The sequence below is a fragment of the Streptomyces sp. NPDC054932 genome, assembly GCF_053610205.1.
The window spans coordinates 1-13,872 of sequence record NZ_JBSGXU010000208.1; the positions used below are offsets into that span (position 1 = coordinate 1).

General features: G+C 67.7%; 11 protein-coding genes. 3 read left to right on the forward strand and 8 right to left on the reverse strand.

All coding sequences use genetic code 11. From position 1 onward, the window contains the following. Positions 1 to 78 precede the first annotated feature (78 nt). The 6 genes from ACWGE1_RS35015 to ACWGE1_RS35040 all read right to left on the reverse strand — a co-directional run bounded on the left by ACWGE1_RS35015 (position 79) and on the right by ACWGE1_RS35040 (position 4,303). The gene (locus ACWGE1_RS35015) at positions 79 to 1,482 is read right to left on the reverse strand and encodes an 8-oxoguanine deaminase (RefSeq protein ID WP_453424498.1); all 1,404 of its coding nucleotides are present in this window, start codon (positions 1,480 to 1,482) and stop codon (positions 79 to 81) included. Between the two features lie 187 nt (positions 1,483 to 1,669). Further along, positions 1,670 to 2,593, reverse strand: a complete 924-nt coding sequence (gene pucL, locus ACWGE1_RS35020) for a factor-independent urate hydroxylase (protein ID WP_453424499.1) — start codon at positions 2,591 to 2,593, stop codon at positions 1,670 to 1,672. A 1-nt stretch (position 2,594) separates the two neighbouring features. Beyond that, positions 2,595 to 2,984, reverse strand: a complete 390-nt coding sequence (uraH, locus tag ACWGE1_RS35025) for a hydroxyisourate hydrolase (protein WP_030715205.1) — start codon at positions 2,982 to 2,984, stop codon at positions 2,595 to 2,597. Positions 2,985 to 2,986: 2 nt separating this feature from the next. Next, positions 2,987 to 3,502, reverse strand: coding sequence for a 2-oxo-4-hydroxy-4-carboxy-5-ureidoimidazoline decarboxylase (gene uraD / locus ACWGE1_RS35030; RefSeq protein WP_453424500.1), 516 nt, complete (start codon positions 3,500 to 3,502; stop codon positions 2,987 to 2,989). A gap of 154 nt (positions 3,503 to 3,656) precedes the next feature. Beyond that, positions 3,657 to 4,055, reverse strand: coding sequence for a helix-turn-helix domain-containing protein (locus tag ACWGE1_RS35035; protein ID WP_453424501.1), 399 nt, complete (start codon positions 4,053 to 4,055; stop codon positions 3,657 to 3,659). Next, positions 4,052 to 4,303, reverse strand: coding sequence for a thiamine-binding protein (locus tag ACWGE1_RS35040; RefSeq protein WP_383193976.1), 252 nt, complete (start codon positions 4,301 to 4,303; stop codon positions 4,052 to 4,054). Before ACWGE1_RS35040 ends, ACWGE1_RS35035 begins: the two co-directional genes overlap by 4 nt. A gap of 125 nt (positions 4,304 to 4,428) precedes the next feature. Between ACWGE1_RS35040 and ACWGE1_RS35045 the strand changes: the two genes are divergently transcribed. The 3 genes from ACWGE1_RS35045 to ACWGE1_RS35055 all read left to right on the forward strand — a co-directional run bounded on the left by ACWGE1_RS35045 (position 4,429) and on the right by ACWGE1_RS35055 (position 7,896). Continuing rightward, positions 4,429 to 5,262, forward strand: a complete 834-nt coding sequence (locus ACWGE1_RS35045) for a TIM barrel protein (RefSeq protein ID WP_386178323.1) — start codon at positions 4,429 to 4,431, stop codon at positions 5,260 to 5,262. Positions 5,263 to 5,337: 75 nt separating this feature from the next. Next, positions 5,338 to 6,228, forward strand: coding sequence for a 2-hydroxy-3-oxopropionate reductase (locus ACWGE1_RS35050; protein ID WP_453424502.1), 891 nt, complete (start codon positions 5,338 to 5,340; stop codon positions 6,226 to 6,228). Positions 6,229 to 6,438: 210 nt separating this feature from the next. Beyond that, positions 6,439 to 7,896, forward strand: a complete 1,458-nt coding sequence (locus ACWGE1_RS35055; protein WP_453424503.1) for a catalase — start codon at positions 6,439 to 6,441, stop codon at positions 7,894 to 7,896. Between the two features lie 421 nt (positions 7,897 to 8,317). Here the strand turns inward: ACWGE1_RS35055 and ACWGE1_RS35060 are convergent, their stop codons facing one another. After that, positions 8,318 to 13,342, reverse strand: coding sequence for a hypothetical protein (locus ACWGE1_RS35060; protein ID WP_453424504.1), 5,025 nt, complete (start codon positions 13,340 to 13,342; stop codon positions 8,318 to 8,320). Beyond that, complete coding sequence (locus ACWGE1_RS35065) at positions 13,339 to 13,695, reverse strand: hypothetical protein (RefSeq protein ID WP_453424505.1); 357 nt, start codon at positions 13,693 to 13,695, stop codon at positions 13,339 to 13,341. The genes ACWGE1_RS35060 and ACWGE1_RS35065 overlap by 4 nt, the downstream gene beginning before the upstream one ends. Positions 13,696 to 13,872: the final 177 nt, after the last annotated feature.

Here is a 13,872-nt window from a genome sequence, read left to right on the forward strand (position 1 = left end):
GGGCTCGGATATGTGTATAAGCCACCGGGGCCGCGGCGGCCGGCCGGGGGCCGTCCCCCCCGGCCGGACTCCGTGGGATCAGGCCTGCGCGGAGATCCGCGCGAGGCGCTGGGCCTCTTCCCGGGTGGACACCGCGATGGCGTCCTCGTCGGCGAAGAGGAGGCGGTTGTTCTCGACGATCTGCTTGCCGTTGACGAACGACGCGGTGACCGGGGCCGCCGCACCGAAGACCAGCGCGGTGACCGGGTCGGCGATCGAGGAGTGCAGGAAGGTGTTCAGGTTCCACAGCACCAGGTCGGCGCACTTGCCGGCCTCCAGCGAACCGATGTTGTCGGCGCGGCCGAGGACCTGGGCACCACCGTACGTACCGAGGCGCAGGGCCTGGCGCGCGTTCAGGGCGCGCTCGCGGTGGACCGGGTTCAGACGGTTGATCAGCAGCGCGTTGCGCAGCTCGGTGTGCAGCTCACCGGACTCGTTGGAGGCGGTGCCGTCCACGCCGAGGCCGACCGGGACACCGGCGGCGAGCATGTCCGGGACGCGGGCGATGCCGGCGGCCAGACGGGCGTTGGAGGACGGGCAGTGCGCGACACCGGTCTTGGTACGGGCGAACGCGGCGATGTCGGAGTCGTTCATGTGGACGCTGTGCGCCATCCACACGTCCTCGCCGAGCCAGCCGGTCGACTCGAAGTAGTCGGTCGGGCCCATGCCGAACAGTTCCTTGCAGAACTGCTCTTCCTCGACGGTCTCGGAGCCGTGCGTGTGCATGCGCACGCCCAGGCGGCGGGCCAGCTCGGCGCCCTGCTTCAGCAGCTCGGTGGAGACCGAGAAGGGGGAGCACGGGGCGACGGCGACCTGGGTCATCGCGTCGAAGGAGGCGTCGTGGTACTTCTTCACGGTCGCCTCGGTGTCGGCGAGCGCACCGTCGAGGGTCTCGACCGCGTGGTCCGGCGGCAGGCCGCCGTCCTTCTTGCTGCGGTCCATGGAGCCGCGGGCGAGGGTGAAGCGGACGCCCATCTCGGACGCGGCGCGGATGATCGAGCCGGACAGGTCACCGGCGCCCGTGGGGTAGACGTAGTGGTGGTCCATCGCGGTGGTGACGCCACCCTTGGCCATCGCGGCGAGGGAGCCCTGCGCGGCCGTGTACGCCATCTGCTCGTCGATGCGCGCCCACGTCGGGTACAGCGCGACCAGCCAGTTGAAGAGGTTGTGGTCGGTGGCCAGACCACGCGTGATCCACTGGTAGAAGTGGTGGTGGGTGTTGACCAGACCGGGGGTCACGAGGTGCCCAGTACCGTCGATGCGGCGGACTACGTTCTCGAGGTTCTCGGGGGCTTTGCCCGCGCCGAGGGACTCGATCTTGTTGCCGGCGATGACGATGTGACCCGAGGCGTACTCGGTGTCGTTCGCGTCGACGGTCGCGATCGCACAGTTTTCGATGACGATGCGCGGGGCCGCGCTGTCATGGGCTGCCGATGCTGCCATGGGACTTCCTCGTGCTTTCAGTGGCGGTGGGGGCACGGCAAGGCCCGGGGGATTTGAGTGCCGGAGCCGGGGGCCTTGACAGCTGACAGTACTGCCGCCCCGTGTGATACGTCCGGGTGCCGATTCAGGAAGCTTGGGGTGTCGCGGTCCCGGGGCCACTGAGGAGCCCCGGGACGCGCGTGCCGCGTCAGAGGTTGGTCATGTCCACGGGGATGCGGGCGTCGACGCCGTCCCGGAGAACAGTCGCCTCGATCAGACCGTAGGGACGGTCCGCGGCGAAGTAGACCTCGTTGTCGTTCTTGAGGCCGAAGGGCTCCAGGTCGACGAGGAAGTGGTGCTTGTTCGGGAGCGAGAAGCGGACCTCGTCGATCTCCGAACGGTGGTTGATGATGCGCGAACCCATCTGGTACAGGGTCTGCTGCAGCGACAGGGAGTAGGTCTCCGCGAAGGCCTGCAGCATGTGCTTGCGGACCTCGGCGTAGGACTTCTCCCAGTTGGGCATCCGCTGCTCGTCGTCCGACCAGTTGAAGCGCCAGCGAGCCGACACCTGGGTGGCCAGGATGCGGTCGTAGGCCTCCTTCAGCGTCGTGTACTTGTCCTTCACGTAACCCCAGAACTCGGAGTTCGTGGAGTTCATGACGACGAGGTCCTTGAGGCCGGAGATGACCTCCCAGTTCGTGCCGTCGTACGTGATCTGGGTGACGCGGGTCTCCATGCCCTGGCGGACGAAGGAGTGGTTCACCTCGTCGGAGCCGATGAACTTGGAGTTGGCGTCCGAGGTGGCGATCCGGTCCCAGGAGTACTCCTCGATCCGGATGCGCGCGCGCTGGATCGGCTCCTGGCTGTTCACGAACCAGCGCGCCAGGTGGATGCCGAACTGCTCGGCGGACTCGATGCCGTACTCCTTGGCGAACGCGTACACCGTGTTCTTGGTGGTGTCCGTCGGCAGGACGTTGGCGTTCGAGCCGGAGTAGTGGACGTCGTCCATGTCGCCGGAGAGGGCGACCGAGACGTTCAGGTCCTTGATGTGGTGCGTGTCGCCGTCCCGCGTGATCTTGACGACGCGGTTCTCTGCTTTGCCGTACTGGTTCTGGCCCAGAATCGTGGCCATGCTAGCTCCCTCGGTAAACGGAGTAGCCGAACGGGTTGAGCAGCAGCGGTACGTGGTAATGCTCGCCCGGGTTCACCGCAAACGTGATGGTGACCTCGGGGAAGAACGCACCGCTGTCCCTTACGCGGGGGGCGTCCTGCTGCGCCTCGGCTTGCTTCTTGGAGAAGTACGTCTCGGTCTCGAAATCGAGACGCACGTGGGTGGTGCCCTCCGGCAGCGCCGGCAGGTCCTTGCAGCGCCCGTCCGCATCGGTGGCGGAGCCGCCCAGGGCCGCCCACTCACCGTCGAGTCCCGTGCGGGCCGACAGGGAGATGGCGACGCCCTCGGCGGGCTTGCCGATGCTGGTGTCCAGGATGTGCGTGGACACCGACGCGGTGGTCTCGGTGCTCATGGTCACGCTCCTTCTGCGAGTTCGACGAGACGGGTGAGGCGGATCTTGTTGATCTTGACGAGCTCGCCGCGGGCGGTCTCCCGCTCCTGCTCCGGCGAGTTGTCGATCCGGACCTTGACCGCGTCACGCATGAACTCACCGGTCGCACCGGTGGCGCAGATGAGGAAGACGTGGCCGAACTTGTCCTGATAGGCCAGGTTCAGCTCGAGGAGTTCGTTCTTGAGCTCCTCCGAGGCACCGGCCATGCCACGCTGCTCGCGGGCGGAGGTCGGGTCCCCCGGCTTCGGCCGGCCGATCGGCGCGTGGCCTCCCATCGCTTCGCCCAGGTCGTCCGCGGTGAGCTCCGCCATGGCGGCTTCGTTCGCGGCGAACAGGGACTCTGCAGTGGCGAAGGGGCGCTGGGCGAGCATCTTGCTCCCCCACGCCGAGCTGGCGCACACCTCGTGCAGCTCGGCCGTGGCCGCGCTGTCGTCCAAGGTGTTGAACCGGGTGAGACCCGGGGTCGGACTCGAAGTCACGGTAGGCCTCCGTGGCCTGTTGTTGCTTTGACGGGCTGCGCATAGCTAACGCCCTCCACAACACGGCGTCAACACTTTGTTGAAACTTCCCGTACACAAAAGCCGCCGCCCGGGTGAATTGGGCGGCGGCTCGTCACCATGAGTCAGGAACCGTTCACTCCTGGCTGCTCTTGCCTGCACCCTTCGGGGCGTTCGAGTCCCTGTTCAAGTAGTTGTAGACGGTGAAGCGGCTCACGCCCAGGGCGCCCGCGACCGTTTCCACACCGTGCCGCACGGAGAAGGCGCCCCGCGCCTCCAGTATCCGCACGACGTCCTGCTTGGACTTCCGGTCGAGCTGCGCCAACGGTACGCCGTACCGGCGCTCGAGGGCCGCCAGGATGTGATCCAGCGAGTCCGAGAGCTGGGGCAGGCGCACGGCCAGCAGGTCCTGGCCCTCCCAGGCGAGCACGACGTCGTCGGGCTGCGCCAGGGCCGGATCCATCAGCTCGCCCCCCATGGCGTCCACCAGCGGCTTGACCGCGGTGATGAAGGGGTGGTCACGGGGCTCGGTCATGACACGTCCTCCCCGATCACATTGACCTGGAGCGAGACACGCGTGGCGCCCGCCTCCAGGGAGTCGCGCAGCAGCGCGCCCACCGCGGCCAGCACCCGGTCGGCCTCGCCCTCGGCGGTGTTGCCGAACGGGCCGACATCCACCGCATCCAGCTGGGCCTTCTGGATGACCTCGCGGGCCGCCACGGCATGGGCAGGAGCCTCTTCCAGATCGAAGGGCTCGGTCGTGAACTCCACTCTCAATCGCACGCCGTCAAGCTACCCCGCGGTCGGGATTTTTCGGGAGCCCGCACTTGACATCGGCGCGGAACCCCATGCAGTCTTCCATCAAGCAGAAAATAACTTCCGCAATACGGAAGGAGCGCACACCCCTCATGGGATACACGGACCAGCGCTTCGATGTGAACCTTTCGATCCTCTTCACGGAACTCCCGCTCCTGGAGCGCCCCGCGGCTGCCGCCGCGGCGGGCTTCACGGCGGTCGAGCTGTGGTGGCCCTGGATCGAGACCCCCACCCCCGCACAGGAGGAGCTCGACGCCCTCAAGAAGGCCCTCGAGGACGCCGGCACCCAGCTGGTGGGACTGAACTTCTACGCCGGCCGGCTGCCGGGCCCGGACCGCGGCGCGGTCTCGGTGCCCGGTGAGGAGTCGGAGCGCTTCAACGCCAACATCAACGTGGCCGCGGACTTCGCGGCCTCGGTGGGCTGCAAGGCGCTGAACGCCCTGTACGGCAACCGCGTCGAAGGCGTGGACCCGGCCGTCCAGGACGAGCTCGCGCTGAAGAACCTGGTCGTGGCGGCCCAGGCCGCGGACCGCGTCGGCGCGATCCTCCTGATCGAGACCCTCAACAAGCCCGAGTCGCCGCTCTACCCCCTGGTGAGCGCACCGGCCGGCATCGAGGTCGTGGACAAGGTGAACGAGGCCACCGGCCTCGGGAACGCCAAGTTCCTGCTCGACCTGTACCACCTGGCGATGAACGATGAGGACCTCTCCGAGGTCATCGAAAAGTACGCCGCCAAGACCGGGCACGTCCAGATCGCGGACAAGCCCGGGCGAGGTGCCCCGGGCACCGGCGAGCTGCCCCTGGAGGAGCTGCTCGACCAGCTGAAGAAGGCCGGATACGAGGGCTACGTAGGCCTGGAGTACAAGGCCGCCGACGCTGCCGCTTCCTTCGCATGGCTGCCGGCCGAGGCCCGCGCCGCGAAGTAGGCGGACAAAGTCCGGGCAATCGGCCAGGCACGTCACGAACTTTTCGTACAAAGCATTAAGAGAAGGACCCTCATCATGAGCAACCTCCCCAAGATCGCGTGGATCGGCCTCGGAATCATGGGCTCCCCCATGGCCGAGAACCTCCTGAAGGCCGGCTACCAGGTCACCGGATTCACCCTGGAGCAGGACAAGCTGGACCGTCTGGCCGCCGCCGGCGGCGCCGCGGCCGGCTCGATCGCCGAGGCCGTCAAGGACGCCGACGTCATCATCACGATGGTGCCCGCCTCCCCCCAGGTCGAGGCCATCTCCTACGGCGAGAACGGCATCCTGGAGAACGCGAAGTCCGGTGCGCTGATCATCGACATGTCGTCGATCACCCCGCAGACCTCGGTCGACCTGGCGAAGAACGCCGCCGCCAAGGGCATCCGCGTCATCGACGCCCCGGTGTCCGGCGGCGAGGCCGGCGCCATCGAGGCCGTCCTGTCGATCATGGTGGGTGGCGAGCAGGCCGACTTCGACGAGGCCCTCCCGGTCCTCGAGGCCCTCGGCAAGGTCATCGTCCTGTGCGGTCCGCACGGCTCCGGCCAGACCGTGAAGGCCGCCAACCAGCTCATCGTGGCGGTGAACATCCAGGCGTGCGCCGAGGCCGTCGTCTTCCTCGAGAAGTCCGGCGTGAACCTCCAGGCCGCCCTGGACGTCCTCAACGGCGGTCTGGCCGGCTCCACGGTGCTGACCCGCAAGAAGGACAACTTCCTGAACCGCGACTTCAAGCCCGGTTTCCGGATCGACCTTCACCACAAGGACATGGGCATCGTCACCGACGCCGCCCGCAACGTCGGTGCCGCCCTGCCCGTCGGCGCGGTCGTCGCCCAGCTGGTCGCCTCGCTGCGCGCCCAGGGTGACGGCGGCCTGGACCACTCGGCCCTGCTCCGTGCCGTCGAGCGCCTCTCCGGCGCTCAGGTCTGAGCACTTCCCCTCCCGCAGGGGATCTGAGTCTCCGGATGGCGCCGGTGCTGACACCTGTCCTGTCGCGCCCAAGCGCCGGCGCCGTCCGGATCACCACTCACTCTCAACTTCGTTCAACAAACTGTTGACGTTTAGTTCTCGCCGAAATTAGGCTGTTCCGCATGACGGAAGACGCTTTCCGTCAGCAGTTACCCCGTACGGAAGGTCACCATGTCGAAGCGCACGCTGACGACCGAGTCCGGCGCCCCGGTCGCCGACAATCAGAACTCCGCCACCGCCGGCGTCGGTGGCCCGCTCCTGGTCCAGGACCAGCAGCTCCTGGAGAAGCTCGCCCGCTTCAACCGCGAGCGCATCCCGGAGCGTGTGGTGCACGCCCGCGGCTCGGCCGCGTACGGCTACTTCGAGGTGACCGACGACGTCACCCCGTACACCAGCGCGGCGTTCCTGAACACGGTCGGCAAGAAGACCGAGACCTTCCTGCGGTTCTCCACCGTCGCCGACTCCCTCGGTGGCGCGGACGCGGTCCGCGACCCGCGCGGCTTCGCGCTCAAGTTCTACACCGAAGAGGGCAACTACGACCTCGTCGGCAACAACACCCCGGTGTTCTTCATCAAGGACCCGATCAAGTTCCCCGACTTCATCCACTCCCAGAAGCGCGACCCCTTCACGGGCAAGCAGGAGCCGGACAACGTCTGGGACTTCTGGGCGCACGCCCCCGAGGCGACGCACCAGATCACCTGGCTCATGGGTGACCGCGGTATCCCGGCGTCGTACCGTCACATGAACGGCTACGGCTCCCACACGTACCAGTGGACCAACGAGCAGGGCGAGGCCTTCTTCGTCAAGTACCACTTCAAGACGAACCAGGGCATCCGCTCCCTGTCGGGCGAGCAGGCCGCCGAGCTCGTCGGCAAGGACGCCAACTCGCACCAGACCGACCTGCTCCAGGCCATCGAGCGCGGTGTCAACCCGAGCTGGACCCTCTACGTCCAGATCATGCCCGCCGCCGAGGCCGCGGACTACCGCTTCAACCCGTTCGACCTCACCAAGGTGTGGCCGCACAGCGACTACCCGCTGCAGCGCGTGGGCCGTCTGGTCCTCGACCGCAACCCGGACAACGTCTTCGCCGAGGTCGAGCAGTCCGCCTTCTCCCCGAACAACTTCGTCCCGGGCATCACCGCCTCGCCGGACAAGATGCTCCAGGGCCGCCTCTTCGCGTACGCCGACGCCCAGCGCTACCGCCTCGGTGTGAACCACACCGTACTGCCGGTCAACGCCCCGAAGGCGACGAAGGCCGACAACTACGGCCGCGACGGCGTCATGGCGCTGCGCAACGGCTCGCGCCACGACAAGAACTACGAGCCCAACTCGTACCAGGGTCCGGCCGAGACCGGTCTGGCGCTGGGCGCCCCGAAGGCCGTCTCCGGCTACACGGGCACCCACGAGGCCCCGGCCCACACCAAGGACGACGACTTCTTCCAGGCCGGTGAGCTCTACCGCCTGATGTCGGAGGCCGAGAAGCAGCGTCTGGTGGCGAACATCGCCGGCGGCCTGTCTCAGGTCACCCTCGAGGACGTCATCGAGAAGAACCTGGCTCACTTCCACGCCGCGGACGCCGACTACGGCAAGCGCGTCGAGGAGGCCGTCCGCGCCCTGCGCGACGCCTGAGCCGCCCAGTTGTACCGGGGGCCTGACGGGAGGTCAGGCCCCGGGTGCTCAGCCCGACCCGTGGACCCGGATGAGGGGTGGTACGCGGCGAGGGCAGGACGAGGACCGTGGCGAGCGTGCGAGCCAGTGCGGTGGTAATGGGTTCCGAGGCCCGTCTCTTGACCTGAGGGAGACGACGCCGGAGTTCTCGTCGCCCGCCCGCCACGGTCCCAGCCAAATCCTCCGCGTACAGGGGCTACGCACAGAGCCCCCTGCACGCGCAGGCACACACCTCCCCATACACTCCGCCCGGCGGTGCGAACGTCCTGTCGCGCCAGCCTCGCACCGTCGGGCGGTAACAAACCAGAGCGCCGAGTCACGGACGGTCCCGTGGCCCGGCGCTTTGTCGTTCCCTCGGTGATCGCTGTCCAGGCGCTTCGACCTATCGCAGGCCGAGGCGCCCCTGCACCTCGTTGTTCTCCCTCGCCACGGTGGAGCAGACCGCGTTGAACCTGCTGACACTGTGCTCTCGAGCTGCGTGCAGAAGGAAGAATGCCTGTCGGATCTGTGGACCTCTCCCCTGAAGCAAGGCCGGCGGGAACGGGTCCGGACTGTGCAGAAACTTGGCGGCGAGCGTGATGGCGCGTCCTCGTTCGAACTTCGTCACGATCGACTCGCTGCCGTGCGCCTCCTGGAGGACGCGGCAGGCATCAAAGCAGTCATAGGCCCGCCGGGCGTGGCCTGCGGCATCCATGGCGGTGCCGGAGTCGGGCGCCGGATCGGACCCGTGCTCCGTGTGGTGGCGGGTGATCGACTCGACGGCGCGGTCAAGATAGAGCTTTCCGAGCCCGCCCAGCAATTCCACGCTGGTGAAATCCGTGAGCAGCAATTCACCGAGAAGTTCCGAGGTGAACTGCCCCAGGTCCTCCTCACCCACCAGGGCGTCCGCGGCTCCAATCTCTGGAGAGGTCTCACACGCGCTGCCCGAGTCGGTCCCGGCGGTGCCCTTGTGGTGGGCCTGACCGTCGAAGAACTCGTCAAGCAGCTCCCGCAGCCCGTACTGTTCCGGCGGCTCAGCACCACCCTTGGTGGTGATGCGTACCCTGTTGCCGACACGGCCATGAGTCGAATCCTGCCCGTAGTGGCGGCGGTCCAGGAAACGGCCGACCGTGCCGGCGTAGTTGCCGCCGACGATCGCCTCGAAGGCGGCGTCGATGGGCTCCCAGTTCACCGGCTCGCCCAGGCGGATGGCGACCCGTTCACGGAGGACCACGGCCAGGCCGACGCGGCTGCTGCGGCCGAGGAGGGCGTTCAGGTGGTCTCGTGCGCCGATGAGTCGGGGGTGCCGGTCAGGCCGGCGGTCGGGGGCCACGTATTCCACGTCGGCAAGCATCGCTTCTGCGGCGGACAAACGGGCGGCGCGCTGGATCTCGCCGTTCGGCGCGGTGCGGGCGAGGCATTCGTAGAGCGTGATGGCCTCGTTGTAGTTCCAGATGTAGCGGTGCAAGCGGGCCTCGGCGGCGATCAGCCGAGCGTCACCCGGCCAGAGAGCTGCGGCCTCGCCGAGGAGCGCGAAGAGCGGGGTGTTGTCGACCTGCGGTGCTTTCGTGGCGGGGCCGGGGCCGATGCCCTTCTTCATTTGGTCCTTGGCGACCTTGAAGTCGAGGACACCCGTCCAGCGCCGGTACTCCCGTTCCAACCTCGTCTCCAGGGCGCACAGTTCGACCGAAGGGCCGTAGCGGTGACGGTGTGCCTTCAGCTTCTGCTGCCGCTCGCGGTAGATCGCCTCGATGAGACGCCTCTGCACGACCGGATGCAACCGGAGGAAGTCCTCCCCGGGCCGCTGGGCGGCACGGCGCAAACTGCCCTCCTCGGACCAGTCGGAGTCGAGACAAGTGAGATCGAGCAGCGCGTGGGCATGCGAGCGAACGTCCCTTCCGGCCAACCAGTTGCGTACCGCCTTGACGCAGACCCGACGCTGCTTCTCTGCGTCCTCGCCGGCCGATCCGGTGCGGGGAAGGGCTCGCCGGATGTCGAGGATCTGCCTGAGCCAGACCGAGTACGAGAAGGCAGTGGGCACGAGCTCCACCGCGGCGCGGGCAAATTCCTCGGCTTTCGTCAGCCGATCAAGTGCTGCACCGAACCGCTGGTTCTCCCGGAGGGTACGGGCAAGGAATCCGTAAGCCGCCGCCATCGAGCTGAGAACGTTGGCCGTCTCCTGATCATTCAGCGAGGGGATGGCGCATCCGGACGGAGAGGGGAGGTGGGGGATTCCCTTGACCGACTCCACGGCTTCTCCCTGCCCCGCGGCAAGCAGCCGGGCCAGCAGCTCCACAGCCTCCTGGGCCCCGTTCTGGTTCAGCGCGGGATCGCTGCACCGCACGTGGACCTTTCGCAGAAAGCGTGCTGCGGAGATGCAGATGCTCGACGGCCAGGAGCGCCGGTCGCCCCAGCATCGTTCCAGCGCGTCCATCACGAGGGACCGCGTATCGATCATCTCCTCGTCGGTGAAGCTCTGCCGCAGGAGGAGGATGGCGGAGTCGAACAGACGCATGGACCAGAGCGACAGGGGTTCACCCAGTTCGTGCGCGAGTTCCATGCCCGCCATCACGTTCTGTACCGCGTCGACCAGTTCGCGGCGGCTCTGTGCAGGGTCCGGCAGAACTCGACTGCGTACTCGGGCAATGCGGCTGCGGAGCTGAAGCCGCGAGTAGACGCTGCGTGGTGTGCCGTCCTCAGGAAGCACGTCGGCCACCAGGTCGGCGGACTTCCCGACGAGTTCCTGGGCTTCGCCGAGCCGGTCCGCATTGACCAGTGTGTCGGCCGTGTTGAGCAGCCAGGAAACGGCCAGGGTGATACGGCCCGCTTGTCCGGGGCCGCGCTGTCGGGCTCCGAGGAGCAGCGCGTCAACGGCAGCCAGCCGGACGTCAAGGAGACGCTCCCCGAGCCGCAGCCGTTTGCCCGTGAGAGCCAGTGAAGTGTCTGCAGAGCGCAGCAGGGTGTGGGGAACCTGTTCGGCCTGGCAGTCGGCAAGAGCAGCGGAGAACCCCTCAGCGGCGGCGACGAACCGCTGACTCGTCTCCGCGGCCGCGCCCTGGGCGCGGGCCGCGAACGTAAGGGAGGCCAGTGCGTGATAGAGGCGGTAGAGCGCGGCGAGCGGTGCGACGTCGTCCTCGCCTGCCTGCGCGCCGATCAGGTGCTCGAGCTCGTCGGACCCGTCGACGGCTTGCTCGCTTCTGTCTGTCAGCTGCGCCATACCGTCCGCCGACGCCGGCAGATAGGGGGCGTCACCGGCGGGCGCCACGACGAGGGAGCAGATGACGTCGTGCAGCAACGGGAGCCTCTTGCCGCCTTCGTCCTCGATCCACCCGAGAGCCGAGCGGAGTTTCATCTGGAAGGCGTTGTGGGCCTTGTCGTCGTCGGCATCCACCGCCCCGGCGGCAGTGACCAGCAGCGGGCTTGCGGCTGCCGCAAGGCGACGATCCAGCTCCGCGACATCCAGCGCCGAAGGAAACAGACTGTCGAGGAGCGTGGGCTCCAGGATTGATTCAGCAGGCGGGTTCTCCGCGGCCTCGCCCCGGGTCAGTGCTGCGATGACCAGAGAACGCAGCGCCTGCTCGCTGGCCTGCCCCAGCATGAGGTCCCCCGAGTCACTGGAGGAGAGGACGCGTGCGTCCTCCAGCCGCGCCAGCTTGCGGCGCGGGAAGCCGACGGAGGGGCCTTCCAGGACCTGGCGGGGCAGAGGAAGCTGGTCGGACAGGGCCCACACAACAAGGACCGCGAGTGATTCCGGGCTGTGCGGTGCGGCTGTCCCGGTGGTGAGGCGGCAATCGAGCTCCAGCACGGTCTTGGCCACGCTGGGCGCGGTACCCTCCAGCAGGGCGGTGGCCACGGTGGCCGGGTCGGGCGTGCTCGTGGCACGGTCGGCGCTGCTGAGATAACCCTTCGCACTGTCGTTCAGTACGCCCGGGAGCCTCAGCCGGCTGTCCTCGATGCGGCTCAGGACGTCGTCGCCGTCGACCGTCACACGTTCGCGGGCCATGAGCGCAGTGAGGAGCTCGGCGGCCTCCTGCTGCTGGAGTTCTTCCAGCCGGACGGGGACCTGGAGGTCGAGTTGGTCGTCTCCGTTGACGGCGAGTCGGACGCGGGAGATGACGATATTGGCCGTGTCGCGGAAGTAGGGGTGCGCGAGCAGTTGGTCGAGCTCGCCGCTGATCTGGCGGGAGTCGTAACCCAGGCGCCCGCAGTCGATGACGAGGAGCAGTGTGCGCCCACGAGCGAGTTCCCGAAGCCGGTCGATGACCAGTTCGCGACGGGGGTCGCCGTCAGCCTCGGTGTCCTGGTCGAAGTCTTGGCGGCGGATCTCCAACGCGGAGGCGAGGGCTTCCAGCACCGGGGACTCGGCGCTGGCGTTGAGGATCGTGATCTCCAGTAACAGCCAGGGCTGTTCCGCCGGCGCGGAGTCCTTGAGGCCGGGGGCGGCCAGCAGCTGTCGGACGAACGCGGACTTGCCGGCGTAGCGGGGCCCGTGTACCGGGAGCACGGTGCGCTGCCCGAAACGCCCCAGAGCGGCTTCCAGTTCCTCGGCGCGGCCGGTGAAATTGGCCTCGGGAGCAGGCCAGGCCCGAAAGCCGTCCGGCAAGGGCGCCTGGGATCCGGCGGTCGCTGCGGGAACCGACGCGTAGGTGTGGGGGATGCGGGGGGCCGGGATGTGCAAGCGGTTGCGCAGCCATGGCCGTTCTGCCCAGGTAGCCGTCGACTGGTGTGGTACGAGCTTCGTCGTGTCCGTGTCGGCGGAACCGGCGAGCATCTCGCTCGCGGCATCGAACACCCACTGCGGGGACAGGCTGGCCCGTGTTTCTTTGACGCCTTCGAACGCCTTGAGCAGGGCCCCGGTGAAAAAGGTGTTCTTACGCCCGGAGTCGCCGAGCGCAGTGTGTTCCTCCGACGTGGCGGCCATGATGTACCACCCGCGCTCACCACCGGCGGGTGTGGGTTCTCCCGGCACGGCGCGGATGGCCCGGCCGGCGTAGCAGCAGTCGAGGATGAGCAGCTTCCGCTCGGCCCTCGCGCCTTCCCGGGCCACCGCCTGAAAGACCTCGGCCATCGACACCATCGAGGCCGGGGGGTTGGCGAGGTTCCCGGTGTCGTTCGCCGCCAGGTAGAGCATGCCGTCGTGGAGTTGAGCGTGGCCCACGAAGTAGAGGACGAAGATCCCACCGCGCTCGGAACTTCTGTAGCTCGTTCCGATCGAGTCAAGCATGTCGGACCGTGTCGGGTCGGGCTCGTCCGCCACCCGGCCACGCCGCATTCCCCACAGCTCCGCGTCCTGGAACGCCGCCCTGAGCCCGGCGAGGTTGTTCTCAGCTGCGGGGACGGGGGTCAGGTTGGACCTCGGGTATGTGCCACAGCCGATGAGCAGGACGCTGGAGCGGGAAGGGTCGCATTTCTCCTCGTCGGAGTTCACCGCAGTTCCTTGAGAACCGTGGCCACTTCCTTCGCCTCCCCTTCCAGCGTGAGCTCGGAGCGGCGGGTGCCGTCGGGATGGTCGGTCCGGATGACATGGACCTTGAGGGCGGCTCCGTCTGGTTCGCGCAGCCGCTGCACGATGTGGTCATAGAGCGCCTGCACCAGCACGGGAAGCATCACGTTCTCTCCGAAGAACTGGAGTACCTCCATGGCCCCGAGCGCGCCCTGCTCGACCTCGGTGACGGATCGGTCGACCTGAACGCCCTGCTCCTCCAGCTCCTCGCGCAAAGCCGTCTCGATCCTGCGGAGCTCGTCCGCCTGACCAGCCTCGATCTTCACCACAACGTCCACGTGTCCCCCTGGGTGCCACCATCTGACGAACCGTTGGCATCAAGAAGCCCTACTGTAGCGACAGTTCAGCAACCTAGATCGTCGTTTGCCGTCTTCGGGCCCCGCCTCTTCGAGGGCAGGATTCGATGTGAGGCCGGCGGGGCGTGCAGTCCGACCGGCCACGGATGCAAACAGCAC